Below are 24,092 nucleotides of genomic sequence, written 5' to 3' on the forward strand. Positions count from 1 at the left end.
AGAAACCCGTTTCCCCTGCCGTCGACGATCCCCCCGTCAGATCAGCCCGAGCGCCGCGAGGATCTGGTTCCCGAACACCATCGCGATCAGCCCGGCGAGCATGACGAGCCCGGACGAGACGGTGATCGTCCGGACCGCGGCGTGGCGGTCGGAGAGCGGGATCCGGCTGATCACCGCCTCGGCGACCATCCGGAGGATCCGGCCGCCGTCGAGCGGGAACGCCGGCAGGCAGTTGAACAGCGCGAGCTGGATGTTGATCCAGCCGGTCCAGAAGAGGAGGTTCGCGAGCAGGAAGACCGCGCCGGCGAGCGCGCCGGACGCCCCGTCGACGACGAAGAAGTTGGTCACGTCGCCGGTGAACCCCGCGAAGTTGAACGGGAGCCCGAACAGGCTGCCGAGCGGGAGGATCAGCGAGACGAACACGAGCCCCAGCGGCGAGTCGGTCAGCCCGCCGATCGCGACCCCGTCGCCCGCGGTCTCGCCGCCGTCGCCGCCGAGCAGTTCGAGGTAGGCACCGGCGGGGTACTCGGAGACGCCGAAGTCGTCGAGCGCGAGCCCGCTGGAGCCGGGGAACACCGTGACGCCCACGAACCCTCCGTCGCGGTTCGGGTGCGGAGCCAGCTCGACGTCGTACGCCCGCCGCTCGTCGCCGCCGTCGTACGCGATCACCTCGACCGTCGCGCCGGGATCGCGCTCGCCGAGCACCGCCGAGAGGTCCTCCGCGTCGTGAATCCGCTCCCCGTCGATCGAGACGATCGTCAGCGGTTCGCCCGGTGTCGCCCCGGCGTCGTCGAGCGGCCCGTCCGCCTGCACGCCGAGGGCGTAGGCGCCGATCGGGATCTCCGCGGTCGTGGCGTTCGCTCCCCCGTCGCCGGCGTTCCCGGTGGGCCGCACCGACACCGTGGCGCGCTCGGCGTCGCCGACGGCGTCGTAGAAGCCGCGCTCGGTCGCCACCGGCTCGCCGTTCACCGACTCGATCGTCAGCGGCGCCTCCGCGACCGTCACGCCGAGCGGGTTGCCGCCGGCTGAGCCGACCGCCTGTAACTGCCGGTCCACCTCGACCGTGCGCTCCCCGTCGCCGTCGTCGGCCGTGACCGTCACCGTGTCGCCCGCGTCACCGATCGCGTCCTCGAACTCGGCGGCGGTGTCGACGGGCGTCCCGCCGACCTCGACGATCCGGTCGCCCGCCGAGAGCCCGGCGGCCTCGGCCGGCGAGTCGGGGTTCACCTCGCCGACGGCGTAGCCGGGCGCCGGCGAGATGGCGCCGACGACGGGGCCGAACAGCAGCGCGAACACGAGCACTGTGAGCAGCGTGTTGGCGGTGACGCCGGCCGCGAACATCCGGGCGCGGGCGCCGCGGGAGGCCGCCTGCGTCGCCTCCTCGTCCGGCTCGACGAAGGCGCCGACTGGCAGAATCGTAAAGAAGACGAGCCCCATCGACTCGATGTCGATGTCCTCGACGCGGCACAGCAGGCCGTGCGCGCCCTCGTGGACGACCATCGCGATCGCGAGCCCGGCGATGATCTCCGGCGCGACCGACAGGGGGAGGAAGTCGTTGACGCCGGGAATGATGAGGAAGTTCTGCGGCTGCTGGATCGCGGAGGGCTGGGCGGTGTTCAGCGCCGAGGCCGCCGACGAGAGGATCAGGAAGAAGGACCCGACCATCGCGACCAGCGCCCCGCCGAGGCCGAGGTTCGCGAGCCCGCGCCAGAAGCGTCGCGGCGCCGCGAGCCGGTTGAGGAACTCCCGGCCGCGGAGCGTGCGGAGCGTCAGTATCGGGCCGGAGACGCCGACCGACTCCGGGAGGATCCCGCGGTCCCGGAGCCACAGCGCGGCCGCGGAGTACGCGAGGACACCGGTGAGGACCCACAGGAGCGTGTTCTCGGCGAACAGGTCCGTCAGCGCGTTCATTACCGACACGTCCGTGTCCGTTCGGTGTAAGGCGTTCGGTTACCGGAACCGCCGCGGTGCGGGATCGCCGCCGAGGCGAGCCGATCCGACGCGGCCTCGCAATCGCGCCCCGGGCGAGGAACGGCCGGGAACTCAACACCCAAGTACCCCGCCGATCAACCCCTCTCCATGTTCGCACTCATCGACTTCGTCTCGCGGATCGTCGGCGACGTCGGCCGCTTCGTCGACATCTTCCTGAACGACCTCGTCCTCGGCGCCGGCGACCCGCTCTCGGCGCTGCTCGTCGCCGTCGGCCAGGTCCTGATCGTCGCCTCCGTGGCCGCGCTCGGCTACGCCGCGGTCGGCGCCCTCTTACAGGAGATCGGCGTGAAGCTCCCCTCGCTCGGCGGACGCGGCCGGTCCGAGTAGGGCTGTTTTAAAATAATCCGTCAAGCGCCTCGGCCGCGAGGTCGACCGCCGCCTCCAGGTCGGGGCCGAGCGGCGAGCCGACGACCAGCCCGTCGGCGTGCTCCGACACGGCGGCGGCGCGCTCGCGGACGGTCTCCGGCGAGCCGGCCATGCAGAAGGCGTCGATCATCCCCGGCGTCACGAGATCGAACGCCGCCGAGAACTCGCCCGCCGAAACGCGCTCGCCGATCGCGGCGGCCGCGTCGGGGTCGATCCCGTGACGCTTCAGGACGGGCGGCGCCGCGCCCGCGGTGATAAACGCCACCGGCGGCCGGGCGGCCTCGCGGGCCGCGTCCTCGTCTTCGTCGATCGAGACGGCGGCGTACGCGACGAGGTCGAACTCGCCGCGGTGCTCGGGGCGGTCGGCGAGCCCGTCCTCGACCTGCTCGCGGGCCCACGCGAGGTCCTTCGGATGCGAGCCGTTGTACAGCAGGCCGTCGGCGTGTTTCGCCGCCATCCGGCACATGTGCGGCCCCTCGCCGCCGACGTGGACCGGAATCGACGCGCCCTGCGGGGGCTCGTAGTTGAGTCCCGCCTCGCTGGCGTCGAAGGTGCCGTCGTGGTCGACGCGCTCGCCGGCCCACAGCTTCTGGGCCGTCTTGAACGCCTCCAGGACGGACCGGAGCCCGCGCTCGTCGGCGAGTCCGAGGTTCGCGAGCGTGGAGGGGTCGCCGGGGCCGATCCCGAAGACGGCGCGCCCCTCGGAGAGCTCGTCGAGGGTGGCGACCCGCGAGGCGAGCGTCACCGGATGCGTCTCGTAAGGGTTGGCGACGCCCGGGCCGAGCCGGACGGTGTCCGTGGCGGTCGCGAGCTGCGAGAGGAACGCCCACGGGTCGCGGTTGTTGTAGTGACACGTCGAGTAGACGGCGTCGTAGCCGGCTGCCTCGGCGCGGACGCCGAGGTCGACGAGGCGATGCAGGTCGTGTTCGGGGGTGAGTTCGATACCGAGCATGTCAGTGGTTCTCATTCCGTCCGTCGCCCTCGTAGCGCCAGTTGCGTAACGCCTGCCGGACGAAGTCGCCCTCGACCTCGCGGAAGTGGTTGTCAGACCCGTCGTGGTCGCCGAACGCCCAGTCGCGGACGACGACGACGGGGGTGCCGCCGGCGCCCTCGCCGGCGACGAGGTTCGCGGCCGACGCGAGCTCGTCGATCACGTTCTGGACGGTGACGCCCATCTCGCGGCCGTCGCGGTCGCGCTCGCCGCGCCAGTCCCGGCTCGCCGGCAGGCCGGCCCAGCCGATCGCGACCCCGCGCTGGCCGTGTCGGAACGGGCGCCCGCAGGTGTCGCTGACGACCACGCGGTCGGCCGCGAGCCCCTCGCGGATCCGGTCCGCGCTCTCCGAGGGGCGCTCCGGGAGCAGCAGCAGGTCGCCGTCGGGGACGTTCGACCGGTCGATCCCGGCGTTGACGCCGATGTGGCCGAACCGCGTCGCAGTCAGGAGGAACGGGGCCTCCATGATCAGCTCCGTCGACTCCTCGATGACGGCCTGCGCGAAGCGCGGGTCCTTCTCCTCGCCCGAAATTGCCGCGAGCCGGTCGGCGACCTCGTTCGCGCGCGGGCCGGCCGGGAAGTCGGAGAGGTCGAACGTCCGCCCCTCGGCCTTGGAGACGACCGTGCTGGCGACGACGACGACGTCGTCCTCGCGGAGGTCGACGCGCTCGTCGATCATGGCCGCCAGATCGTCTCCCTCCCGGATCTCCGGGAGGTCCGGGACGGCGAACAGCTCCATACCGATCCCTGCGCGGCGACGAGGAAAAACCCCGCCGGTACCGGGTCGGATTGACGGTACCGGGTTCGGGCGATAGAACGGCGGATTCGCCACCGCACTTGGGACAATCGCTTATAAACTGAATGCGGTGGCGCGTGCCGACGAACGCCCGGAGGGCGTGAGTCGCACGCGCGAGGGACGCCGCGAGCGACGTGAGCGACCGTAGGGAGCCCCGAGCGAGCGGCGAGGCTGGGGAGGTGTGAGGCTGCGGTGCTGTGCGGAGTGGGACTCAAAGGGGCAGCCTCACGGCTGGGGCTTTGGAGGTGTTCACCATCTGTCGGTATCGGACGATATATACTCGTCCGTATCCCGCCGCTCCGCACGTCTTATAACCGAAACCGCCAATCTCGTACCGTGGACCTGCACGTCCGGTATGAGGGCGACGACGATCCCGACAAGTGCACTGCCCGGAAGCTCGCGCGGTTCGACCTCGCCGAGCTGCACCGCTCGGACCGCGCGACGCCCTACGGCGTCGTGCTCAACCCGCACGCCGAGCGCGCGCTCTCGCCCGCCGACGCCGACCTCGCCCGCGAGAACGCGCTCGTCGCGCTGGACTGCTCGTGGGAGTCCGCGGGCGAGAAGATGTTCAGCCTCCCAGGTGAACACCGCGCGCTCCCGTACCTCGTCGCCGGCAACTCCGTGAACTTCGGCCGACCGATGCGGCTCACGACGGTGGAGGCGTTCGCGGCCGCGCTCGCGATCCTCGGCGAGCCCGACCACGCGGAGCGGATCATGGCGAAGTTCACGTGGGGCGAGACGTTCCTCGACCTCAACGAGGAGCCGCTCCGGCGGTACGCGGACTGCGAGGACTCCGCCGAGATCGTCGCGATTCAACAGGAGTACCTCGACCGGGAGTAGCGCCCCTCGGCCGACGCGAGTACCGGATCCGAACGGGTTCGCGGCAAGCCTTTTGGACGATTCGCACGTATCAACGGGCGATGGTATCCACTGGTGACACCGCACCCGGAATCTCCGCGACGGTCGGCACGAGCGACCACGAACCGTTCGATCTCGACGATCACCTCGGCGACGGCCCGGTGGTCCTCGCCTTCTTCCCCGGGGCGTTCACGCCGCCGTGCACGAACGAGATGGTGGCGCTCCAGGAGCACGCCGACGAGTTCGAGGCGGCCGGCGCGACCCTCTTCGGAGTCAGCGCCGACTCCCCGTTCTCGCAGGGCGCGTTCCGCGAGGAGCACGGCCTCGAGTTCGACCTCGTGAGCGACACGGCCGGCGACGCGATCCGGGCGTACGGCCTCGAGATGGACATCGCCGCCCTCGGGCTCTACGGCATCGCCAACCGCGCCGTCTTCGTGCTCGACGAGTCTGGCGAGGTCGTCTACGACTGGGTCGCCGACGATCCGACGAACGAGCCCGACTACGAGGCGGTCCTCGACGCGGCGCGGTCCGTCTGAATTCCGGCGAGCGCCCGCGGTCCGCTTCCCGAACTGTCCCGGTACCGAACGCGCTTTTTTCAGTCGCCGAGCACGCCGCCGATGGCCCCCGCCAGCGCCGAGTCGATCGCGAACAGGAAGGTCAGGAACAGGCCGACGACGAGGACCCCGGCGCCTCCCAGAAGGCTTCCGATCGGTCCGCCGGCGAGCCCCACGAGCCCGCCGAACGCGGCCAGAAGCAGGGTGACGGCGACGCCGCTCACGGAGCCGGCCAGCAGGCCGTGCCACGTCCCGGAGAGGAGTCCCCCGCCGGCGACGTAGCCGGCGACGAACCCGCCGATCAGTCCCGCACCGACGTGCCCGACCACCGGCGCGAACGTCGCGAGCAGTCCGGCGATAAGCATCACGACGAACCCGTAGCCGACGGCGCGCCAGTCTGTCATGCCCGACGATAGCCGGTCGCGAGGTAAGTATTCGCCGGGACGGCACGGCCGTCGGGATTTAAGCCGCTCAGACCGCTATCTCCGCGGCGTGCCCTCCGATTCGCCCCCTTCGGCCGAGGAGACCGTCTCGGGGGTCGCCGACGGTGACGCCGGCGACGCGCTCGACTCGGCCGTCTCCCCGGAGTCGACGGACGTTATCGAGTGGGGGCCGGTCCGTTTCGACCGCCTGCGTTCGCTGGCGCTCGGCGCGACCGTGACCGCGGGCGGGCTCCTTCTCGCGGTGCTCGCGGTCGCCGCCGTCAGGGTCGGCGCCTCGCTACTCGGCGGGGACGGGCCGCCGGCGTCGACGTGGGCGGTGGCGGTCGTCCTCCTGGTCGGTGGCCCGGTGTCGCTGCTCTACTGGCTCGTGGCGTACGACCGAACCTCCCCGGAGCGGCGCCGAGAGCTCCTGTCGCAGTTCGGAGACTACTCGTTCGATCCCTCGCGATTCCGCCCCGGCTGGACGCTCGCCGGGGTGGGGGCCGTGCTCGCCGTTGCCATCGCGGCGACCGGGGTCGGCCCGCTTCCGGCCCTCCCGTCGCTGTCTCCGGGGCTCGCGCCGTTGGTCGTCGCGCTCCTCGCGTTTACGCCGGCCGTCGCGGGCTCGCGCGGGACCGACGTGCGGTTCGATCAGGGCGCGCTGAGCGTGGAGCGAACCGACCGGAGCCACGACCGGACCCGCTCGGACGACCTCGGTTCCGTGATCCGGACGCGCCGGATCGACCTCCCGTGGACGACCGTGTTCCTGCTGGCGTACCGCGGGAACGCCTGGTACCGCTCGACGCCGTGGCTGTTCGTTCCGACCGAACTCGCGGACGACGTCGAACGGGGACTCGCCGAGGCGCTCGCGCGGAGCGACGGTCCCGACCGGGCCAGCGTCCCCGAGCGCGTCATCCTCGCCATGCTGGGCTCCGCGTCGCTCGTCGTCGGCCTCGCGATGGCCGTCGCGGCGGGCGAGGGTGCGGCCGGGATGCTGTTGACACTCCTGACGGCGCCGTTCAGCATCCTCTTCCTCGCGCTCGCGGCGCGGCTGTGACCGCCGACCGAGATGCCGGAACGCTCCCCCGTCGACACCGGACGTGCCACCCTCTACCACGCGACTCATATACTCGGCTCTCCTAGCGACGCACATGGACAGAACCCGTCTGGAAAAGGCGCTGGCGGAGGCGTTCGGCGGTACCGAGGCCGATCGGCGGGCGGTCGCTCGCGCGGCCTGCGACCTCGACGACTCCGGACGTCCCTCCCGGGACCGCGGGCACGCGCTCACCGTCCCCGGCGTGATCGACCACCTCGAGGACGCGCCCGACGGTTCCTCGCTCGTCGAGCGCTGGAACTGGTGGCTCGGTGCGCTCGACGCCGCCTACGGTGGATACGACTACTTCACAGTCCGCTTCGTCGAGGGCGACGAGGAGGCGGGGCTCCGTCGGTAGGTCCGCGTTCGTTCCGAAGGCGATCGAGACGAGATCGGCGGCGTTCGACGGCGATACGTTCACTTTCACTTTCACTCCGGACATGGCTCGCTTATACGGGCGTTCCGCTCGCAGTCGGAGGTATGAGCGCGAGTACCCGCGACCGACCCCAGTACGCGACGCCGACGCGCGTGGACGTCACCGACTGTCGAACGGACCGGATCGCCGACCGCGTTCGCGTGAACCGCGTGCGCGGGAGCGAGGTGGCACTGGAACGCCGCGGCGGACGGACGTTCCTCGTGACGCGGCCGTCGGAGTAAGCGCCGCCGCCGGCGCAGACCGACTCAGTCGTCGGCCGTGAGCGGGCTCCGCGTGCTGCCGCCGTCGGAGAGCAGGCTGTCGAGGCCGATCCCGAGCGATTCGTCGGTACGGGCGACGGATTCCTCGCGGGACGCGTCGGTCGCCAGCGCCCGGATCGCGTCGACGTTCTCCGGGACGACGTCGGCCTCCTGGTGGACGTTCTGGAACAGGTAGAGGTCCCGGCCCTGGACGCTAATCGACTCCTCCCAGACGCAGTTTTCCCAGAGGTCGCCGCGCGGGCGCCCGACGTCGGCGGCGTAGTCCTTCAGCGCGCCGGCGCCGTCGATCCCGGCGCGCTCGGGGATCAGGAACACGCGGCCCTCGCCGGCGAGGAGGTCCCTGACGGCGGCGGCGCTCGGCTCCTCCTCGAGCGTCACGTTGACGCTGTGGGTGTGCATCGCGGTTACGGGTGCCTTCAGCGCGGCCGTGTCGACGTCGACGTCCGGGAGGATCGTGTTCACGTCGGGACCGTGGTGGGAGGGGACCGTCCGCGGGTCGGGCACGACGTCGTTGATCGGCCCTCGGTCGGTCTCGCTCGGGTCGCCGCCGCGGCGGACGAGCGTCACGCGCGCCTTCTCGACGCCGTACGTCTCGTCGAGCGGCGCGAGGAGCCGGGAGAGCCCGGTGGTGTTACAGGAGACGACGCGGAGCGAGTCGGCGCCGCGAGCGGCGTCGTAGCTCCCCCGGGCGTTGAACGAGGCGTCGGCGACCCCGGCGTCCTCGCCGCCCTGGTAGATCGCGGACACGTCGTGGGCCTCGTACGTCGGTCCGTTTCGCTCGCCGATCCCGGAGGGACAGCAGTCGACGACGACGTCGATCTCGTCGAGCAGGTCCGCGAGGGTCCCCGACACGCCGAGGCCGGCGGCCTCGAACTCGTCGACTCGGTCGTCGATCGCGGCGTAGAGGTCGTACCCGTGTCGGACCGCGGCCTCGGCGCCGTAGTTCGGGCTCGTCTTCGTCACGCCGACGAGCTCCATGTCGGGCTGGGCCGCGACCGCGTCCGCGACCCGCTTGCCGATCGTGCCGTAGCCGTTGACGCCCACACGTATCATACCGAACCATCCCTCGCGTATCGGCATAATCTTTTCGAGGAATTTAGAAAGAAATTAACTACGGCGTGAGTAATCGGTCGGTTAATTCGCGTGACGAGAGCGTGTAACTGAATTTCAAAATAGAGTAAATAAGCGAAAATGCGACAGGCCTAACGCCCACGAGTACCGATCGTCGCGTATGTCACCCTCCCTCTCCGAGGCGGCAGCCACCGCCGTGAACCAGTGTCTGAACGTCGCGCCCGACGAGTCGGTCGTGGTCGTCACGGACGACGAGCGCGAACCGGTCGGCGAGGCGCTGTACGTGGCCGCGGTCGCCGTAACCGACGACGCGACGGTCCTCCGATACCCGCCGGCCGAACAGCACGGGACCGAGCCGCCCGCGCCGGTGGCGGCCGCGATGGCCGAGAGCGACGTGTTCCTCGCGCCGACGACGAAGAGCCTCAGCCACACCCGCGCTCGGGGGGCCGCCTGCGACGCCGGCGCCCGCGGCGCGACGCTCCCGGGAATCACCGAGGACGTGTTCGCCACCGGGCTCGACGCCGACTACGCCGCCATCGAGGCCGCGTGCGACGACGTGCTCGCGCAGGTCGCCGGCGCCGACGAGGTCCGCGTCACCTCGCCCGCGGGCACCGATATCGCGTTCGGGATCGGCGACCGCGAGTGGCTCTCCGACACCGGCATGGTGCGCGACCCCGGCGACTTCTCGAACCTGCCGGCCGGCGAGGTGTTCGTCGCGCCCGAGACCGCGACCGGGACGTTCGTCGTCGACGGGACGATGATGCCCCACGGGCTGCTCGACGAGGACCAAGAGCTCACCTTCGAGGTCGAGGACGGACTGGTCACGAGCATCGACGACGACGCGATCCGCGCCGACGTCGAGGCGGCCGCGGAGTCGGTCGGCGACGCAGCGTACAACCTCGCCGAGCTCGGGATCGGGACCAACGTCGGCGTCGACGAGCTGGTCGGCTCCGTCCTCTTGGACGAGAAGGCGGGCGGCACGGTCCACATCGCGATCGGCGACAACGCGGGCATCGGCGGGGAGACGGACGCCCCGATCCACCTCGACGGGATCCTCCGGAACCCGACCGTCTACGCCGACGGCGAGGAAGTCGAACTGCCGACCGCGTAGGGGTAGTCGGGTCAGAGACAGTCGCTCACTTATAAACCACTATGACGGTCGGCGCGTGCCTCCGAGGCCGCCTCGCGGCCGAGGAGCACGCGCGAGGGAAGCGGCGACCGAAGGGAGCCGCGAGGCTGGGGAGGCGTGAGGCTGCGGTGCTGTGCGGGGTGGACTCAAAGGGGCGGCCTCACGGCTGGGGCTTTGGAGGTATACACCATCGATCCGCCACCAGCGGTTGCTAATAAGCGAACGGTTGAGTGTTTTTAAGCTACTACCGCGGCAGCAACCGTTTATAATCGATCGCGACACTATTCAACGACCGCGAGCGCGACGCCCGCGACGTCCCGCACGCCGACCACCTGGTGTCGCCAGCCGTCGCCCGCGTCGACGCAGAGCGTCCCGGCCGCGGTGACGACCACGGAGATCCCGGGCCCGTAGCCGAGAGCGACCGCCGCCTCGTCGACCGGCAGGTCGGCGATCCGCCACGTTTCGGCGTCCCATCCCGAAACTTCGCTCTCCGGCGCGTCGCCGGTGTGAAGTCGGAGATCGCCGTCGACCACCGCCATCGCGTGACCGTCGCCGTCGGCCGCGACCGCCTCGGCGGTCCCCTCCAGCGCCGTCATCCAGCCGTTACCGAGCCAGTAGAGCCCCGAGCCGGTCGCCGCGAGCGGCATCCCCGCGCCGGCGACGTCGCGGGCGTCGTCGAGGCCGACGGCGGTGAGACCGAGCTCTCCACCCGCGCCGTCGCTCCCGGTGACCTGATAAACCCCGTCGCCGGCGGCGACGAGGGGGCCGTCGATCGCGCGCGGCTCCGAGACGGTCCCGATCGAGGTCGCGGTCGGGTCGGAAGCCGCGCCGCCGATAGCGATCCGGTCGATCCCGCCGTCCTCGCCGGCGAGGAGGAACGCGCCGTCGTGGACGCCGACCGCGACCACCGGGTCCGCGTCGGCCGCGATCGGATCGAACTCGGGGTCGTCACCGACGGGCGCGACGCGCAGGCCGTCCGGGGTCGCGATCCCGACGAGGTCCGGGGCGTCGTCGCGGGGGAGGACGGCCACGTCGCGGGCCGGCTCGCGGGCGACCATGTCGAACGCGCCCACCTTGTCTGCCGACAGCGCCACCCGGACGACGCCGCTCCCGGTGGCGACGTACGCGTCGGTGCGGCCCGCCGTCCCGGCGTACACGCGCTTCTCCTCGATCGAGATGTCGTCCTCCGCGGGTGCCATCTGCGGAGGATTCGCGCGCGGGTCGCATAAGCCCCCCGAACGCTCGCCGCGCCGGGACCGATCGTCGTCCGAAACCCGACCAAGGGCCCGCCCGTTTCGACGCGCATTAGGTCGGCGGCCGCGTACCACGCCTCGTGCAATCGGTCGCCGCAGAGGTCGTCGCCCTGCTCGGCGAGGTCGCCCCGCGGCTCGCGCGGATCGCGGCGTTCATCGCGGTCGGCGTCTTCGCCGCCAACGTCGCGGTCGCGTTCGGGCTGATCCGGTACGTCGCCGGGCTGGCGGGGTGGCTCACCCGGCCCGCGAACCTCCCCGACGAGGTCGGCACCGCGATCCTCACGACCGCGGCGTCGACGACGGCGGGCTACGCAACGCTCGCCGAATACCGCGAGTCCGGACTGCTCGACGACCGGGCGACGCTCGTCGCCGTCACCATCAACACGTTCTTCAGCTTCGTCCAGCACGTGTTCACCTTTTATATTCCCGTGTTGATCCCGATCCTGGGCGTCGAGACCGGCACCGTCTACGTCTCCGCGCGCGCCGGGATCGCCCTCGCGATCACGGTCACGGGCGTCCTCGCCGGCGGCGTCCTGCTCTCCGAGCGCAACGTGGACCGCGCCGCGCTCGCCGACGTGGACGCGAGCGGGCCCGAGGCCGACGACCGGACGAGCCGCGAGCGCGTCCGCGAGGCCGGCGAGAAGTCGTGGTCGACCCTCCGCCGGATCGTCCCGCGGCTCGCGGTCGTCTACACCCTCGTGATCGCGTTCGTCACCTACTACGACGTCGAGGCCCTGACGAGCGTCGCCGAGCCGATCACGGGCCTCCTCGGGCTGCCCGGCGCCGCAGTCCCCGTCATCGCCGTCTACACGCTCGACACGACGGCCGGGGCCGTGACGCTCGCCGGGACCGAGGCGGGCGTGTTCACCACCCGGACCGCCGTCGCGAGCCTGCTCATCGGCGGCATCCTCTCGTTCGCCGTCTCCACCTTCCGTCGCTCGATCCCCTTCCAGTACGGGATCTGGGGCGCCGAGTTCGGCACGAAGGTGATCGCGGTCAACACCGCCCTGAAGCTCGTCTTCATCTCGGCGACGGTCGCGCTGCTGCTCGCGCCGGTGTGGTGACGCCTCTCGGGGCCTGGAAGACCAAAAAACACCGCCGCGAATCGGTCGGACCGCGTTACTCGAGGTCGAAGCGGTCGAGCCGCATCACCTTCGTCCACGCGTCGACGAAGTCGCGGACGAGCGTCTCCTCGGCGTCCTCGCTCCCGTACACCTCGGCGACGGCGCGGAGCCGGGAGTTCGAGCCGAAGATCAGGTCGAGGCGGGTGGCCTCCCACTCGACCTCGCCGGTCTGGCGGTCGATCCCCTCGTACACGTCCGCGTCCTCCGCGTCCTCCTCGACGGGGCGCCACTCGGTGCCCATGTCGAGCAGGTTCACGAAGAAGTCGTTCGTTAACGTCCCGGGACTGTCGGTGAAGACGCCGCGGTCCGTGTTCTCGTAGGTGGCGCCGAGCGCGCGCAGGCCGCCGACGAGCGCCGTCATCTCGGTGGCGGTCAGGTCGAGGAGGTCCGCCTTGTCGACTAACAGCTCCTCGGGCGGGTGGTCGACGCCGTCGCCGAGGTAGTTCCGGAACCCGTCGACGCGCGGCTTGAGCGCCTCGAACGAGTCGGCGTCGGTCTGCTCCGGCGAGGCGTCGACACGCCCCGGCTCGAACGGGACCGTCACGTCGTAGCCGGCGTCGGCAGCCGCCTCCTCGACCGCGGCGGCGCCGCCGAGGACGATCAGGTCGGCGAGCGAGACGCGCACGTCGTCGGTGCGAGAGGCGTTGAACTCCTCCTGAATCTCTTCGAGCGTCGCCAGCACCGTCTCGAGCTGCGCCGGCTCGTTCACTTCCCAGTCGCGCTGGGGATCGAGCCTGACGCGCGCGCCGTTCGCGCCGCCGCGCTTGTCGCTGTCGCGGTACGTGGACGCCGACGCCCACGCGGTCTTGACGAGCTGTCGCGTCGTCAGGTCGGTGTCGAGGATCGCCCCTTTGAGATCACTTGCCTCCGCGTCCCCGATCAGGTCGTGGTCGACCTCGGGGAGCGGGTCCTGCCAGATCATCTCCTCGTCCGGGACCTCCGGGCCGAGGAACCGCTCCGGCGGGCCCATGTCGCGGTGGGTCAGCTTGTACCAGGCCTTCGCGAAGTTGACCCCGAACTCCATCGGGTTCTCCTGGAACTCCTCGATGATCTCGCGGTAGTCGGGGTCGCGCTTCAGCGCGACGTCCGTCGTGAGCATCATCGGCGTGACCTCCTCGTCGGGGTCGTGCGCGTCCGGGGCGCTCTCGACCTCGTCCGCGTCGACCGGGAGCCACTGCCAGGCGCCGCCGGGGCCCTTCTGGGCCGCCCACTCGTGCTCCAGCAGGTTGTCGATGTACCCCATGTCCCACTCGATCGGCGACCCGGTCCAGGGGCCCTCGATCCCGCTCGTGATCGTGTCGCCGCCCTTCCCGCTGCCGTGGTCGTTCTCCCAGCCGAGGCCCTGCGCCTCGATGGGGGCGGCTTCCGGCTCGGGGCCGAGGTGCTCGTCGGGGTCGTCCGCGCCGTGGACCTTCCCGAACGTGTGACCGCCCGCGATCAGCGCCGCCGTCTCCTTGTCGTTCATCGCCATGCGGTCGAACGTCTGGCGGATGTTCTTCGCCGACTGCTCGGGGTCGGGGTTGCCGTCCGGCCCCTCGGGGTTCACGTAGATGAGCCCCATCACGGACGCGCCGAGTCCCGGCTCCAGCTCGCCGGGCTCGTCGAAGCGCTCCTGGGTGTCCATCTCGGTCTCCGGGCCCCAGTAGGTGGAGTCGTCGGGCTCGAAGGCGTCCTCGCGACCGCCGGCGAAGCCGAACGTCTTGAACCCCATCGACTCGATGGCGACGTTCCCGGCGAGGATCATCAGGTCGGCCCACGAGAGGTTGCGGCCGTACTTCTGTTTGATCGGGAGGAGCAGCCGGCGCGCCTTGTCGAGATTCGCGTTGTCCGGCCAGCTGTTAAGCGGGGCGAACCGCTGCCGACCTCCCGCCGCGCCGCCGCGGCCGTCCGCCGTCCGGTACGTCCCGGCGCTGTGCCACGCCATCCGGATGAACAGCGGCCCGTAGTGACCGTAGTCGGCCGGCCACCAGTCCTGTGAGCTCGTCATCAGCTCCTCGAGGTCCGCCTTCACCTCGTCGAGGTCGAGCGACTGGAACGCCTCGGCGTAGTCGAAGTCGTCGTCGTAGGGTCCGACGTCGCGGGCGTTCTTGTCGAGTATCTCCAGGTTCAACTGGTTCGGCCACCACTCGCGGTCTGTCTTCTGAATCATCAGAGTCGTCCGAACCTTCCGTCACCTCGAATAAAAAGGTGTTCACTTTGGAGAGAAACACCCGGTGAAAACAACCTGTATTTTGAGATTATGAAGATTCGTTTCGAATCTCCGAAAAAGGTACGACTTCGTTACACGTGCTCGGTTCACGCCGTCGGATGCGCTCGGTTCGCACCGTTACATTCGCTCGGCTCGCGCGAGGCTACGTCGACGACGACCGTCCGTCCGTCTCGGGTTCGGAACCCACGAGCACCCGCGCGACCGCTCGTCCCGTCCCCGCGAAGGTCAGCGCCCAGACGGTCAGCGCGAACCACCCCCAGTACGCGGGGACGACGGAGAGGAGTTCGAACGTCCCGATGCCGGCGAGGTTCAGCGTGCTGGCGGTGTACATCCCCATCGGAAACACTCGCCCCCACGCCGTCGGCGCGTAGGCGTGCAGGCGGTCGCCGAACGCCAGTCGCGACCACGGCAGGACCGCGACCCACGCGGGAGGGCGGCCGTCGATCCCGTCGGCGAGGAACGCCCACGCGTCGAGGACGAGCAGCAGCGGGATCCACCACGAGGCGATCGCCCACGCGAGGAACGTGGCGCCGACGACGACGGGGACGTACGGCTCCCAGCCGGGAACCGTCCCCAGGCGCGGACCGAGCGTCGCCCCCGCCAGCGTCGTGATGGCCGCCGCGCCCATCGTGATCCAGTACGGTCCGGTCCAGTCGTCGGGCCGGACTGGGCCGTCGAGGAGCCGATAGGCGACGACGGTGACGACGACGAAGTAGAGGACGTACCCCGACCCGAAGTAGCTCATGCTCAACAGGACGAGCGCGTTCGCGCTCTCGGTTAGCGGTTCGGCCAGCAGTCCGCCGAGGACGGCGAGCGACTGCATGCAGACGATAACCAACAGGAAGGCGCCGTCGATCCGCTCGCTCACGGCCGCCTTTTCGGCGCCGACGATCTCGGTCGCGAACAGGTAGTAGAGGAGCGCTGGCGTGGCGACGACCGCGACTCCCCAGAGCGCGGCGGCGACGTGAACCGCGTCGAAGAAGAGCAGTAAGACCGTCCCGACGGTGTTCGTCGCGACCGCGAACGTCAGCGACCCCCAGTGTCGCTGTCGGTCCCGGAGGTCGGCGAGCATCCGCCTCGGAAACGAGACGGTTCGGACCGCGAACAGACCGATCAGCAGCGCGTAACAGGCCGCGGAGAGGACCGCGAGCGGTCGGGCGACCGCGGAGACGCCGAGCTCCCGGAACGCGATCGAGACGATCGCGGTCGACATGACGAGCCCGAAGTACGCCGGGTCGAGCTCTCGGAGCGCGGCGCCGAGGCGTTCCGACATCGTCGACTCGGCGGGCGTCTCGTCGGTTCGAGGTGACTCGGTCATCGGTGGTACTCGCGGGCGGGCCGTTCGCCGACCCGATCGTCCCCCGCTGGTCGCGCCGCGGGTAAGTGAGTACCGCTATCGGGCGGTTCGCCGCGGGGGGTTCCCGAGGCGGACCGAACGGCTCACGCGTCGGATCCGGGGTCGTACACGTCTGGGTTCGGCTCGCCTTCGACGTCCACGACCGCGAGCGCACCGCGCCGGCCGGCGCGCGAGAGCGCGTGGTCGACGATCTTGATCGGCCCCGGAACCACGAGGTCCATCTCCCCGACCGTCGCCGTACCCGGCGCGACCGGCGTGGTCTCGACGTAGCGCGCGGGCGGCGAGACGAGGTCGCCGTCGCGGTACAGCCGCGACCAGACGTTGCCGATCGGGTGCCACGAGCTGGACTGGTTCGGTCCGCCGTTGACGAAGAACACCCGGACGGTCTCGCCGACCGCGGCGCCGATCGCGCCGCGACGGTCCTTCGTGAAGCCGTGGTCTTCGCCGTTGAAGACGACGTACGTCGGCTCCTCGTCGACCATCGCGCCCTGGTCGAACGCGTGGTGGCCCTTCTCGCCGAGGTCGCCGGTCGTGTACAGCTCGTGCTGTCCGAGGTAGATTTCGCGATCCACCGCCGGCAGTCCCGCCTCGGGCTCGACGAGGATCGCGCCGAACATCCCGGAGCTGACGTGGTGGTCCATCGCCGGCACCGCGCAGTGGTAGGTGAACAGCCCGGGGAACTCGGCGCGGAAGCTCAGTTCCGCGGCGTCGTCGCCGGGCACGAGCGTCGTGTCGACGGCGCCGCCGCCGGGGCCGTAGACGGCGTGGAAGTCGACGTTGTGGATGTCGCTGTTGTCGTCGGCCGGCACCTCGAACCGGAGGTTCACGGTGTCGCCCCGCCGGACGCGGATCATCGGTCCGGGGACCTGTCCCTCGAACGTCATGTACTTGAACGTCACGCCGGGCTCGATCTCCGCGACGAGCTCCTTCGTGCGAAGGGTGACGTCGTGCTCGCGGGGCTCGTCCCAGTCGACGGGGGCCGGCACGTCGGTCGGGTCCGCCGCGATCCGGTCGACGTCGACGTCGCGTGCGGGGTCGAGTTCGGGGGCCTCGTCCGGGCTCGTCCCGGCGTTGGACGCGGGCTCCGCGTTCACCGGCGCGCCGATACACCCGGCGAAGGCACCGACCGCTCCCGCGCCGATCGCCTGCACCGCCCGCCGCCTGCTGAGGTTCTGTGTCATCGTCTTTCTCCGTTCGAACGGACGCGACGTCGCATCATATATCGTATATACTGTTCTATAATACCGGGGCGAACACCGCAGTTCTCCCCCATATACTGGTGTTTAAATACTGTATTCGACGTGAGGTGACGGCCGAGTGCGGCGGTCGATCCCCGCGGCGATCCTCACTCCCGTCCGTCCCGCGGGTCGAACTCGCCGCGTCGGATCCCCTCCCGGACCGGATCGTGTTCCGCGTCGGTCGGGGGCGGCGCGGTGACGAGAACCGCTTCGAGGCGCTCGCCCTCGTCCGCCTTCACGCCGCGCTCGGTCCCCGCCTCGACGACGACCACGTCGCCGGGGGCGACGGCGTGGTCAGTGTCACCTTCACGGACCGTTCCCGTGCCGGACTGGACCGTGACGACCACGTCGCTCTCGGGGGCGTGGACCGGGATGAACTGCCCCGGCTCGAAGTAGCCGCAGACGACCTTCGCTCGGTCGCTCCGGAACACGCCGCTCGTCGAGAAGCGCTCCTCGTCGTACGTTCGCTCCGCGTCGAGGCTCGTCGCCGGCACGTCACTCACCCCGGCGGTGCGGGCCGCGTCGCCCGTCCGAGCGGCGGTTTCTGTCCGTGCGCCTTCCGATCGACGGCGTCATCGAGCGTGTCACGTCCGGATCTTCGGGCCCGTGCGGGGAGTGGCTGTACCCGAACGTGTTCGTCTCAAGGCGGATGCGGACGCGCACGCAACGGTCGACCGCATGCCGAGACTAGACGTGCGCGACATTCCGCCGGTGAACAGGCACGACCGGATCCACGACGAGTTCGACGGGATGGAGCCCGGCGAGACGCTCACCATCGTCAACGACCACGAACCGAAGCCGCTGTACTACGAGATGGCCGCCGAGGTGCCCGCCTTCGACGAGGAGGGGTACGAGGTCCGGCAGGACGCGCCCGACGAGTTCGTCGCCGAGTTCCCGAAGGTCGAGACGTAGGCGCCGGGTCGCGGCTACTCGCGCTCGACGTCGAACAACCGCGCGACGGCCCGAACGGTCGCCGGCTCGTCCCGTGCGGGTCGCTCCAAGGCCGACTCGGGAGCGGCCGTCAGCCCCCTGGCTATCGCCGTTCCGAGGAGACGGACCGTCTCGCGCTGCTCGTCCGTGAGACCGCCGCGCGCCTCGAGCGACGAGATCGCCTCCCCGACCTCGCGGCGCTCGATCCGCTCCGCTCGGTCCCGTATCCGCCGCCGGACGCGGTCCGGATCGGGAGCTCCGTCATCGGCCGATCCGTTGTCGGCCCCTCCGTCTCCGCTCGATTCGTCGCCGGGCTCGCGAACGGCCGGTCGTCGTCGCGCGTCGAGCCGTTCGTGTCTCATATCGGATCGCCGGCCGCCACGCGGGTCAGCGTTCACCCGAACGTGTTCGCCACGAGCCTCCGGTCCCCGCGAGTCGCGAACGACGTCCCCGAACATGTTCTTTCGAATCGGTCTTAAGTCGCAAGAAACACGGTCGAAGCGATGACGGAGAGCCAATCGATCTACGCCGACATCGGCGGCCGCGAGGCCGTCGAGGCCGTCGTGTCCGACTTCTACGACCGCGTCTTCGACGACCCGCTCCTCGAGCCGTACTTCGAGGGCGTCGACCGGGAGGCGCTGTACGCCCACCAGGTGCAGTTCGTCAGCGCCGTCGCCGGCGGGCCGGTCTCGTACGAGGGCGCCGACATGCGGACGGCGCACGAGGGGATGGGGATCACGGCGGAGGCGTTCGGTCGCGTCGCGACGTACCTCGGCGAGGCGCTCCGAGAGAACGGCGTCGCCGAGGGGGACGTCGAGGCGATTCTCGAGGAGGTCGGCGCGCTCGAACCGGACGTCGTCGGACGGTAGCGGCGGGGTCGACACCCATACTCAAGTTCTCGCCGGGAGACACCGACGTATGGACTCCGCTCGCTTCCTGTTCGTCTCCGCCGACGCCGCGCTGATCACCGACCTGGCCTGGCAGGTCCACCGCGAGGGCCACGACGTGAAGTACTACATCGAGGCCGAGAGCGACAAGGAGATCGGCGACGGCTTCGTCCCGAAGACGGACGACTGGGAGGCCGAGGTCGACTGGGCCGACGTCGTCGTTTTCGACGACATCTGGGTCGGCTCCGACGTCGGCACCGGCGCGCTCGCAGAGGAGCTCCGCGAGGAGGGGAAAGCCGTCGTCGGCGGGACGCCGAACACCGATCGCCTCGAAGAGGACCGCGGCTACGCGATGGAGGTGCTCGAGGAGCACGGCGTCACCACGATCGACCACCACGTCTTCCGCGACTTCGACGAGGGCATCCGGCACGTGCAGGAGAACCCCGCGCCGTACGTCATCAAACCCCTCGGCGAGGTCCAGAACGTCAAGCGCTTGCTCTACGTCGGTAACGAGGACGACGGCAGCGACGTCGTCGACGTTCTCCGAGCGTACAAGAAGGCGTGGGGCCACCGCATGAAGGGCTTCCAGCTTCAGCGAAAGGTCGAGGGCGTCGAGATCGCCATCTGCGGATTTTTCAACGGCGACGAGTTCATCGACCAGGTCAATTTCAACTTCGAGCACAAGAAACTGTTCCCGGGAAACATCGGTCCCTCGACCGGCGAGATGGGGACGTCGATGTTCTGGGCCGGCCAGAACGAGTTATTCGAAGAAACGTTCGGTAAGATCGAGGGCTGGCTCGCCGACGAGGGGTACGTCGGCAGCATCGACATCAACTGCATCGTGAACGAGAGCGGGATCTACCCGCTGGAGTTCACGCCGCGGTTCGGCTATCCGACGATCGCGTTACAGGAGGAGTCGTTCGAGTCCGGGACCGGCCAGTTCTTCTACGACCTCGCCCACGGGAACGACCCGGAGCTGTCGGTCCACCGGGGGTACCAGATCGCGGTCCGCGTCGTGCTCCCGCCGTTCCCGTTCGACGACGAGAAGACGTACGACGAGAACTCGCGGAATGCGGCCGTGGTGTTCGAGACGGAGAGCAGGGACGGGATCCACCTCGAAGACGCGAAGAGCGTCGACGGGCAGTGGCGGGCCGCGGGCGACAACGGAATGCCCATCGTCGTCACCGGCAAGGGCGAGACGATGCAGGCCGCCCGCGAGCGGGCGTACGACCGCATCGACGACATCGTGATGCCGAACATGTACTACCGCGACGACATCGGCGAGCGGTGGGTCGACGGCGACGGCGACCGGCTGCTCGCGTGGGGGTACCTCGGTCCGGGCGGAGAGTGAGGTTCGGGCCCGGCGGGGAGTGAGGCCGGCGCCGACGGTCGCCGCTCGTTCGAACGGCCGTCGCTCCACGACTTTTTAACCGTCCGGGTCCACCACTCGCGGTATGGCGAAGTACTCGACGGGCGGAGGCGGCGGCGGCGACGACGGCGACGCCTGTGAGCTCTGCGGGCGGGAGACGACGAAGCTCCAGCGCGCCACGGTCGCCGGCGCGAAGCTGCTGGTGTGCTCGGACTGCCGCCCGCACGACGACGCGGGCAACGCGCCGCAGAGCGGGGGCGGCTCCGGCTCGGGCGGCAGTCGCGGCGGCAGCTCCGGCGGGAGCCCGGGCGGCGCCAGCGCCGAGTCGAGCGGCTCGGAGAGCCGGAAGAAAGAGCTCGCGCGGAAGCAGGCGAAGATGTACGACTCCGTGACCGGCGACTCCAAGCACTGGGAGGAGGGCGGCACGAGCTACGAGTCCGACCGCCTCCCGTACCTCGTCTCCGGCTACGGCGACGACGTGGCGGCGGCCCGGCAGGAGGCCGGCCTCACCGTCGAGGAGCTCGCCGACGAGCTCGACGTCGACGAGGACGACCTGTTCGCGGTGGAGGACGGCCGCGCCGCGACGGCCGGCGTCGGCGGCTCCGTCGTCCGGGCCGTAGAGGAGCGGCTCGGCGTCGAGATCGTCGACGAGTGACCCGCGGGGGACGATGAAGGCGATCAAGGACAGCGTCCACGGCCACGTTCGGCTCGGCGACGTCGCCGCCGAGCTGATCGACACGCCCGCCTTCCAGCGGCTGCGCCACGTCAAACAGCTGTCCACCGTCAGGCTGGTGTACCCCTCCGCGAACCACACCCGCTTCGAGCACAGCCTCGGCGTCTACCACCTCGCCGGCCGCGCCGTCGAGGGGTTCGACGTCGACGCCGACACCGCCGCCCACGTCCGCGCGGCGGCGCTCCTCCACGACGCCGGTCACGGCCCCTACGGCCACCAGACCGAGGGGATCATCCGGCGCGCGACCGGACGTGACCACGACGACGTGGCGTGGCTGTTGACCGACGCCGACCGCGAGGTGTGCCAGGTCCTGGAGCGCAACGGGCTCGACCCCGAGCGCGTCGCCTCGCTGATCGCGGGCGAGGGCGGGCTCGGTGCGCTCGTCTCGGGCGAGCTCGACGTCGACCGCATGGACTACCTCGTGCGCGACGCCCACCACACGGGCGTCCCGTACGGCACGGTCGACACCGGGCGGCTCGTCAACGAGCTCCGGCTGGCGGGCGAGGGCGGCTCAGCCGGGAACGGCGGGGCGAGCGACCTCGGCTCGGTCGATCCCGAAAGCGCCGAGCTCGTGCTCGCGGAGGGGAACGTCCCCACCGCGGAGAGCCTGCTCGTCGCCCGGTCGCTGATGAACGCGGTCGTCTACCGCCACCACGTCTCGCGGGTCGCCGGCGCGATGCTGGAGCGCGCCTGCGAACGCTACCTCGACCGCACCGACACCGACGCCGAGACGTTCCGCCGGATGGCCGACCACGACCTGCTCGTCGAGCTCCGCGAGACCGTCCCCGAGCTCGGCCGGCGCATCGAGCGCCGCGACCTCTACAAGCGGGCGGTGTGGGTCGGGCTGGCCGACGTGCCGGCCGGAACGGTCGACGCGGGCCACGCCGAGGAGGTCGCCGCCGAGCGCGAGATCGCCGAGCGCGTCGGCCTGGACCGCGAGGCGGTCGTCGTCGACGTCCCCTCTCGGCCCGGGCTGAAGGAGTCCGGCTCCACCGTCGTCGTCGACGGCGTCCCGCAGCGGCTGGAGGACGCCTCCGAGCTCGTCGGCGGGCTGCGGAGCGCCGAGCGCCGCCGCTGGACGCTCGGCGTCTACTGTCCGCCGGAGCACGTCGACGCGGTCGGCGAGGCCGCGAGCGACGTGCTCGGGCTCCGGACCGCCGGAGCGCGGACGTAACGCGTCCGGTCGTCCCCGTTCACTCGTCCCGCGGCGCCGGCACCGCGAACACCGGCCGATCGCTCCCGAGGATCACGTCCTGGGTCACGCTCCCGAAGACGGCCTTCCCCGACGGCCTGCGCTGGCGCCCGGAGACGCAGATCGCGTTCGCGTCGACGTCGGCGGCGGCCGAGAGCAGCTCGTCGGCCGGCTCGCCGCTCGCCTCGTAGTGGACGCAGGTGACCCCCGCCGCTTCGAGCGTCTCCCGGGCGCGCCGCACCGCGGAGAGCTGGTGGACCGAGGCCCCCTCGGGATTGTCTCGGAACACGTGACACAGGTGCGCCTTCGTCTCGTCGGCCGCCCGCGGGAGGTCGGCGACGGCCTCCGCCTGCGCGACCGCGCGGCTGTCCGTCGCGTTATCGATCCCCATGAGTACCTCGTACATACGCCGACCTTCGCGGACGACCCTTATAAATAATAGCCGCGGTTCCCGCTCGCCGCCACCGGCCCTCCCACTCCTTTTATCAGATGCCGACGAACCGGTCCGCATGATCACGGTCAAGGACACCGTCCACGACCACATCGAGATCGACGGTGTCGCCGCCGCGCTCATCGACACCCCCGCCGTCCAGCGCCTCCGCCACGTGAAACAGCTCGGCACGGTTCAGCTCGTTTACCCCTCCGCGAACCACACCCGCTTCGAGCACAGCCTCGGCGTCTACCACCTCGCCAGCCGCGCGCTCGATCACCTCGGCATCGGCGGGAAGCGGGCCGAACGCATCGAAGCGGCGGCGATGCTCCACGACGTCGGCCACGGACCCTTCAGCCACAACCTGGAGTCGCTCACCCATCGGCGCACCGGGAAGTACCACGACGACGTGGGCGAACTGCTCGCGACCGGCGCGGTCGGAGAAGTCCTCCGCGACCACGACCTCGACCCGGACCGGATCGCCGGGATCGTCGCCGGCGAGGGTCGGTACGCCGGGCTCGTCTCGGGGGAGCTCGACGTCGACCGCATGGACTACCTCGTCCGCGACGCGTACCACACGGGCGTCCCGTACGGCACCATCGACACCGAGCGGTTCGTCCGCGAACTGACGTTCGTCGAACGGGAGGGCGACGCAGCGGGCCCCGGCGGAGACGGCCCCGAACTCGTCCTCGACGAGGGGAACGTCCAGACCGCGGAGAGCCTCCTGCTCGCCCGCGCGCTGATGAACCCGGTCGTCTACACCCACCACGTCGCGCGCATCTCGAAGGCGATGCTGCGGCGGGCCGCGAGCGACCTGCTGGAGGCGACCGCGACGACGGCCCCCGAGCTCCGGCGCATGGACGACCACGACTTCCTCGCCGCGGTCCGCGACTGCCGGGCGACCGCCGAGCTCTCCCGGCGCTACGACGAGCGCGACCTCTACAAGCTGGCGGTGTGGGCCGAGTACGACGACGTCCCCGAGCGCGTCCACGAGGCGGACCGCGAGACCGAGGTCGCCTTAGAGCGCGAGATCGCCGAGGAGGCCGGCGTCGACCGCGAACACGTGATCCTCGACGTGCCGCCGGAGCCGTCGATGCGCGAGTCGACCGCCCGCGTGACCGTCAGCGGCGAGGTGCGCCGGCTCGAACGGCAGTCGCCTCTGGTCTCCGCGCTCCGGACCGCACAGCGCAACCAGTGGCGGCTCGGCGTCTACGCCCCCCGGCCGGCGACCGACCGCGTCGGGCGCGCGGCCGCGGACGTGCTCGGCCTCGACCCGGACGGGCTCGTGACCGAGGTGCGCGGTGCGATGCCGACGACGCTCGACGAGTTCGAGTAGGGGAAGCCACGGCCCTCCGTCGACCCGTTCCCGTACCGTTTTAACCTCGGGCTGGCGACCGAGAGG

At 70.6% G+C, this 24,092-nt stretch carries 26 protein-coding genes; 14 read left to right on the forward strand and 12 right to left on the reverse strand.

Annotated features, from left to right (window positions below; genetic code table 11):
* Positions 1 to 36: 36 nt before the first annotated feature.
* Complete coding sequence (locus FGM06_RS00345; RefSeq protein WP_144796360.1) at positions 37 to 1,911, reverse strand: site-2 protease family protein; 1,875 nt, start codon at positions 1,909 to 1,911, stop codon at positions 37 to 39.
* Positions 1,912 to 2,079: 168 nt separating this feature from the next.
* Between FGM06_RS00345 and FGM06_RS00350 the strand changes: the two genes are divergently transcribed.
* Complete coding sequence (locus tag FGM06_RS00350; RefSeq protein ID WP_144796362.1) at positions 2,080 to 2,319, forward strand: hypothetical protein; 240 nt, start codon at positions 2,080 to 2,082, stop codon at positions 2,317 to 2,319.
* Positions 2,320 to 2,326: 7 nt separating this feature from the next.
* Here the strand turns inward: FGM06_RS00350 and FGM06_RS00355 are convergent, their stop codons facing one another.
* Both FGM06_RS00355 and FGM06_RS00360 read right to left on the reverse strand, forming a co-directional pair.
* Positions 2,327 to 3,310, reverse strand: coding sequence for a 5,10-methylenetetrahydromethanopterin reductase (locus FGM06_RS00355; protein ID WP_144798486.1), 984 nt, complete (start codon positions 3,308 to 3,310; stop codon positions 2,327 to 2,329).
* A gap of 1 nt (position 3,311) precedes the next feature.
* Positions 3,312 to 4,088, reverse strand: a complete 777-nt coding sequence (locus tag FGM06_RS00360; RefSeq protein ID WP_144796364.1) for a coenzyme F420-0:L-glutamate ligase — start codon at positions 4,086 to 4,088, stop codon at positions 3,312 to 3,314.
* A gap of 393 nt (positions 4,089 to 4,481) precedes the next feature.
* Between FGM06_RS00360 and FGM06_RS00365 the strand changes: the two genes are divergently transcribed.
* Together FGM06_RS00365 and FGM06_RS00370 are read left to right on the forward strand one after the other, a co-directional pair.
* Positions 4,482 to 4,985, forward strand: coding sequence for a DUF367 family protein (locus FGM06_RS00365; RefSeq protein ID WP_144796366.1), 504 nt, complete (start codon positions 4,482 to 4,484; stop codon positions 4,983 to 4,985).
* A gap of 80 nt (positions 4,986 to 5,065) precedes the next feature.
* A complete protein-coding gene (locus tag FGM06_RS00370; RefSeq protein WP_144796368.1) occupies positions 5,066 to 5,539 on the forward strand; it encodes a redoxin domain-containing protein in 474 nt (157 codons plus the stop codon).
* A 59-nt stretch (positions 5,540 to 5,598) separates the two neighbouring features.
* On the opposite strand, the gene FGM06_RS00375 is transcribed toward FGM06_RS00370, so the two are convergent.
* Positions 5,599 to 5,961, reverse strand: coding sequence for a DUF5518 domain-containing protein (locus FGM06_RS00375; protein ID WP_144796370.1), 363 nt, complete (start codon positions 5,959 to 5,961; stop codon positions 5,599 to 5,601).
* An 88-nt stretch (positions 5,962 to 6,049) separates the two neighbouring features.
* Here FGM06_RS00375 and FGM06_RS00380 point away from each other — a divergent pair, with 88 nt between their 5' ends.
* From FGM06_RS00380 to FGM06_RS15890, 3 genes are all read left to right on the forward strand, one after another.
* On the forward strand, positions 6,050 to 7,036 hold the full coding sequence (locus FGM06_RS00380) for a hypothetical protein (RefSeq protein WP_144796372.1): 987 nt from the start codon (positions 6,050 to 6,052) through the stop codon (positions 7,034 to 7,036).
* A 94-nt stretch (positions 7,037 to 7,130) separates the two neighbouring features.
* The gene (locus FGM06_RS00385) at positions 7,131 to 7,430 is read left to right on the forward strand and encodes a hypothetical protein (protein ID WP_144796374.1); all 300 of its coding nucleotides are present in this window, start codon (positions 7,131 to 7,133) and stop codon (positions 7,428 to 7,430) included.
* 122 nt (positions 7,431 to 7,552) lie between these two features.
* A complete protein-coding gene (locus FGM06_RS15890) occupies positions 7,553 to 7,729 on the forward strand; it encodes a hypothetical protein (protein WP_186310933.1) in 177 nt (58 codons plus the stop codon).
* Between the two features lie 24 nt (positions 7,730 to 7,753).
* On the opposite strand, the gene FGM06_RS00390 is transcribed toward FGM06_RS15890, so the two are convergent.
* Complete coding sequence (locus FGM06_RS00390; protein ID WP_144796376.1) at positions 7,754 to 8,821, reverse strand: type II glyceraldehyde-3-phosphate dehydrogenase; 1,068 nt, start codon at positions 8,819 to 8,821, stop codon at positions 7,754 to 7,756.
* Positions 8,822 to 8,999: 178 nt separating this feature from the next.
* On the opposite strand from FGM06_RS00390, the gene FGM06_RS00395 reads away from it, so the two are divergent.
* Positions 9,000 to 9,950 (forward strand): aminopeptidase, encoded by a 951-nt coding sequence (locus FGM06_RS00395; RefSeq protein WP_144796378.1) that lies wholly within the window; start codon positions 9,000 to 9,002, stop codon positions 9,948 to 9,950.
* A gap of 299 nt (positions 9,951 to 10,249) precedes the next feature.
* On the opposite strand, the gene FGM06_RS00400 is transcribed toward FGM06_RS00395, so the two are convergent.
* Entirely contained in the window at positions 10,250 to 11,167 is a 918-nt protein-coding gene (locus FGM06_RS00400; protein WP_144796380.1) for an HVO_0234 family beta-propeller protein, read from the reverse strand.
* Between the two features lie 134 nt (positions 11,168 to 11,301).
* On the opposite strand from FGM06_RS00400, the gene FGM06_RS00405 reads away from it, so the two are divergent.
* The gene (locus FGM06_RS00405; protein ID WP_144796382.1) at positions 11,302 to 12,285 is read left to right on the forward strand and encodes a nucleoside recognition protein; all 984 of its coding nucleotides are present in this window, start codon (positions 11,302 to 11,304) and stop codon (positions 12,283 to 12,285) included.
* 55 nt (positions 12,286 to 12,340) lie between these two features.
* Here the strand turns inward: FGM06_RS00405 and katG are convergent, their stop codons facing one another.
* The 4 genes from katG to FGM06_RS00425 all read right to left on the reverse strand — a co-directional run bounded on the left by katG (position 12,341) and on the right by FGM06_RS00425 (position 17,643).
* Positions 12,341 to 14,494, reverse strand: coding sequence for a catalase/peroxidase HPI (gene katG, locus FGM06_RS00410; RefSeq protein ID WP_144796384.1), 2,154 nt, complete (start codon positions 14,492 to 14,494; stop codon positions 12,341 to 12,343).
* A 202-nt stretch (positions 14,495 to 14,696) separates the two neighbouring features.
* Positions 14,697 to 15,872: a tellurite resistance/C4-dicarboxylate transporter family protein gene (locus tag FGM06_RS00415; RefSeq protein WP_144796386.1), complete on the reverse strand. Its 1,176-nt coding sequence runs from the start codon at positions 15,870 to 15,872 to the stop codon at positions 14,697 to 14,699.
* Positions 15,873 to 15,994: 122 nt separating this feature from the next.
* Complete coding sequence (nirK, locus tag FGM06_RS00420) at positions 15,995 to 17,092, reverse strand: copper-containing nitrite reductase (RefSeq protein ID WP_144796388.1); 1,098 nt, start codon at positions 17,090 to 17,092, stop codon at positions 15,995 to 15,997.
* A 164-nt stretch (positions 17,093 to 17,256) separates the two neighbouring features.
* Complete coding sequence (locus tag FGM06_RS00425; protein WP_144796390.1) at positions 17,257 to 17,643, reverse strand: cupin domain-containing protein; 387 nt, start codon at positions 17,641 to 17,643, stop codon at positions 17,257 to 17,259.
* 184 nt (positions 17,644 to 17,827) lie between these two features.
* Between FGM06_RS00425 and FGM06_RS00430 the strand changes: the two genes are divergently transcribed.
* Entirely contained in the window at positions 17,828 to 18,061 is a 234-nt protein-coding gene (locus FGM06_RS00430; RefSeq protein WP_144796392.1) for a DUF2249 domain-containing protein, read from the forward strand.
* Between the two features lie 14 nt (positions 18,062 to 18,075).
* Here the strand turns inward: FGM06_RS00430 and FGM06_RS00435 are convergent, their stop codons facing one another.
* A complete protein-coding gene (locus tag FGM06_RS00435) occupies positions 18,076 to 18,441 on the reverse strand; it encodes a glutamyl-tRNA reductase (RefSeq protein WP_186310934.1) in 366 nt (121 codons plus the stop codon).
* Between the two features lie 141 nt (positions 18,442 to 18,582).
* Here FGM06_RS00435 and FGM06_RS00440 point away from each other — a divergent pair, with 141 nt between their 5' ends.
* The 4 genes from FGM06_RS00440 to FGM06_RS00455 all read left to right on the forward strand — a co-directional run bounded on the left by FGM06_RS00440 (position 18,583) and on the right by FGM06_RS00455 (position 22,242).
* On the forward strand, positions 18,583 to 18,948 hold the full coding sequence (locus FGM06_RS00440) for a group I truncated hemoglobin (RefSeq protein WP_144796396.1): 366 nt from the start codon (positions 18,583 to 18,585) through the stop codon (positions 18,946 to 18,948).
* A 49-nt stretch (positions 18,949 to 18,997) separates the two neighbouring features.
* Positions 18,998 to 20,317, forward strand: a complete 1,320-nt coding sequence (locus FGM06_RS00445; RefSeq protein WP_144796398.1) for a phosphoribosylamine--glycine ligase — start codon at positions 18,998 to 19,000, stop codon at positions 20,315 to 20,317.
* A gap of 103 nt (positions 20,318 to 20,420) precedes the next feature.
* Positions 20,421 to 20,990 (forward strand): helix-turn-helix domain-containing protein, encoded by a 570-nt coding sequence (locus FGM06_RS00450; RefSeq protein ID WP_144796400.1) that lies wholly within the window; start codon positions 20,421 to 20,423, stop codon positions 20,988 to 20,990.
* 13 nt (positions 20,991 to 21,003) lie between these two features.
* Positions 21,004 to 22,242 carry an HD domain-containing protein gene (locus FGM06_RS00455; RefSeq protein ID WP_144796402.1) on the forward strand — a complete coding sequence of 413 codons (1,239 nt, stop codon included), beginning with the start codon at positions 21,004 to 21,006 and terminating at the stop codon, positions 22,240 to 22,242.
* A gap of 19 nt (positions 22,243 to 22,261) precedes the next feature.
* On the opposite strand, the gene FGM06_RS00460 is transcribed toward FGM06_RS00455, so the two are convergent.
* Entirely contained in the window at positions 22,262 to 22,666 is a 405-nt protein-coding gene (locus FGM06_RS00460; RefSeq protein ID WP_144796404.1) for a universal stress protein, read from the reverse strand.
* Between the two features lie 103 nt (positions 22,667 to 22,769).
* On the opposite strand from FGM06_RS00460, the gene FGM06_RS00465 reads away from it, so the two are divergent.
* Complete coding sequence (locus tag FGM06_RS00465; RefSeq protein WP_144796406.1) at positions 22,770 to 24,026, forward strand: HD domain-containing protein; 1,257 nt, start codon at positions 22,770 to 22,772, stop codon at positions 24,024 to 24,026.
* Positions 24,027 to 24,092 lie beyond the last annotated feature (66 nt).

Source organism: Halorubrum depositum, assembly GCF_007671725.1.
Lineage (GTDB): Archaea > Halobacteriota > Halobacteria > Halobacteriales > Haloferacaceae > Halorubrum > Halorubrum depositum.